Here is a 2,597-nt window from a genome sequence, read left to right on the forward strand (position 1 = left end):
TGCGGATTCCATGACCATTCGGACACCCATTCCACCAACATCCGGACACTGATTCCACGCTGATCCGGACACTCTTTCCACAAGTATCCGGACACCGATTCCACGGCCATCCGGACACTTTGAGGCAGGCAGCAACGCAGGATTATTCACTACCATCGACCTCTTTTATCGAAGCGAAGAGGTCGTCGTGGAGCGTTTATCCATGCGTAAAATCCGAGAGGTACTACGCCTAAAGTTCGACGCCGGCCTGTCCGTGCGCAAGATCGCCAAAAGTTTATCCATTGGCCATTCGAGTGCGGGAGATTACCTTTGCCGCTTCGCAGCAAGCGGCCTTCAGTGGCCCATCGATCTCTCTGATGCCGAGCTGAATCGACATCTGTTTCCGCCGGCAGTACCTGCGCCGAGCGATCAACGTCCGATGCCGGACTGGGCACATGTCCATGCCGAACTGCGCCGTCCCGGCGTAACCCTGGCCCTGCTTTGGCAAGAGTATCGACTCAGCCATCCGCAAGGATTCCAGTACAGCTGGTTCTGCGAGCATTACCGCCTCTGGGCCGCCAAGGTCGACGTGGTCATGCGCCAGGAACACCGTGCCGGCGAAAAGCTATTCGTCGACTATGCCGGCCAGACCGTGCCAGTCATCGACCGGCAGACCGGCGAGATCCGCCAAACCCAGATCTTCGTTGCTGTGCTGGGAGCCTCCAGCTACACCTTCGCCGAGGCTACCTGGTCGCAGAAACTGCCCGACTGGCTGGGCTCGCACACACGCTGCTTCGCTTTTCTCGGTGGTACGTCGCAGATTCTGGTACCGGACAATCTGCGCAGCGGCGTCACCAAAGCGCATCGCTACGAGCCGGACATCAACCCCAGCTATCGCGACCTAGCCGAGCACTACGCAGTCGCCGTGTTGCCCGCTCGATCCCGAAAGCCCAGGGATAAAGCCAAGGTTGAAGTCGGCGTGCAGGTGGTCGAGCGCTGGATCCTGGCGGCCTTACGCAACCGTCAGTTCTTCTCCTTGGGCGAACTCAACACGGCGATCGGTGTGCTGCTTGATCGCCTCAACCAAAGGCCCTTCAAGAAGCTACCCGGCTCGCGCCGCTCAGCCTTCGAGGCCATCGACCAACCCGCGCTGCAACTGCTGCCAGAACATCCATACGTCTACGCCGAATGGAAAAAGGTGCGGGTACACATCGACTACCACGTCGAAGTCGAGGGCCATTACTACTCGGTGCCGTACCAACTGGTGAAGCATCAGTTGGAAGTACGGCTGACGGCGAAGACCGTGGAGTGCTTCCACGCCAACCAACGCGTGGCCAGCCATCTGCGCTCGCAGCACAAAGGTCGCCACACCACCCAAACCGAACACATGCCCAAAAGCCACCGTGAACACGCCGAGTGGACGCCGCAGCGGCTGATCCGCTGGGCAGAGCAGACCGGGCCGAACACCGCCGGGGTCATCGCCCACATCCTCGAGCGCCGAATCCATCCACAGCACGGCTTCCGTGCTTGCCTGGGCATCCTGCGGTTGAGCCAACAGCACGGCGAAGAGCGGCTGGAAGCCGCTTGCCAGCGTGCGCTGGCACTGGGTGCATGTAGTTACAAAAGCCTCGAATCGATCCTGCGACAAGGCTTGGAACGCCTGCCGCTGACCCAGCAGAACCTGCCGCTACTGCCCGACGAACACATCAACCTGCGCGGCCCCGGCTATTACCACTGACCTGAAAAAGGAGCACCCAAATGCTACCCAACCCGACTCTCGATAAGCTGCAAACCCTGCGCCTACACGGCATGATCAAGGCGCTTGGCGAACAGCACGCGACGCCCGATATCAACGACCTCAGCTTCGATGAACGCCTGGGGCTGATGGTTGATCGCGAGCTGACCGAGCGTGAAGATGTACGCCTGAGCACTCGCCTGAAAGCGGCAAGACTGCGCCATAACGCCTGCCTGGAAGACATCGATTACCGCAGTCCGCGCGGCCTGGACAAATCCCTGATCCTGCAACTGGGCAGCGGCCAATGGCTGCGCGACGGCCTGAACCTGATCATCGGCGGCCCCACCGGCGTCGGCAAAACCTGGCTCGCCTGCGCGCTGGCCCACAAGGCCTGCCGGGACGGCTACAGCGTGCGTTACCTACGCCTGCCGCGCTTGATGGAAGAACTGGGTCTTGCCCACGGCGACGGCCGCTTCGCGAAACTGATGGCGGGTTATGCCAAGACCGACCTGCTGATCCTGGATGACTGGGGCTTGGCGCCGTTTACCGCTGCGCAACGACGCGACATGCTGGAGCTGCTGGACGACCGCTACGGCCATCGATCAACGCTGGTGACCAGCCAGATGCCGGTGGACAAATGGCATGCGCTGATCGGCGATCCGACCTTGGGCGATGCGATCCTCGACCGGCTGGTACACAACGCTTACCGCATCGAACTGAAGGGCGAATCGATGCGCAGGCGCTCGACGAAATTGACGGCAATAGGGACTTCAGACTAACAATGCGAACCTGCGTCGCTGCGCTCCGACTGCTTGTCCGAATGAGCGTGGAACAGGTGTCCGGATGTTGGTGGGCTGAGTGTCCGGATGGCGTGGAATCCGCA

General features: G+C 60.9%; 2 protein-coding genes. Both read left to right on the forward strand.

Annotated features, from left to right (window positions below):
* Positions 1–202 precede the first annotated feature (202 nt).
* Positions 203–1,717 carry an IS21 family transposase gene (gene istA, locus AACY49_RS29395; protein WP_339527664.1) on the forward strand — a complete coding sequence of 505 codons (1,515 nt, stop codon included), beginning with the start codon at positions 203–205 and terminating at the stop codon, positions 1,715–1,717.
* Between the two features lie 20 nt (positions 1,718–1,737).
* Positions 1,738–2,493, forward strand: a complete 756-nt coding sequence (istB, locus tag AACY49_RS29400; RefSeq protein ID WP_339527666.1) for an IS21-like element ISPsy14 family helper ATPase IstB — start codon at positions 1,738–1,740, stop codon at positions 2,491–2,493.
* Positions 2,494–2,597: the final 104 nt, after the last annotated feature.

Source organism: Pseudomonas sp. EL_65y_Pfl2_R96 (assembly GCF_963970905.1).
In the GTDB taxonomy this organism is placed as follows: domain Bacteria; phylum Pseudomonadota; class Gammaproteobacteria; order Pseudomonadales; family Pseudomonadaceae; genus Aquipseudomonas.

Bases quoted from the DNA above. Each gene is read 5' to 3' on its own strand.
- istA (WP_339527664.1), top strand. From the start codon at position 203: ATGCGTAAAATCCGAGAGGTACTACGCCTAAAGTTCGACGCCGGCCTG.
- istB (WP_339527666.1), top strand. From the start codon at position 1,738: ATGCTACCCAACCCGACTCTCGATAAGCTGCAAACCCTGCGCCTACAC.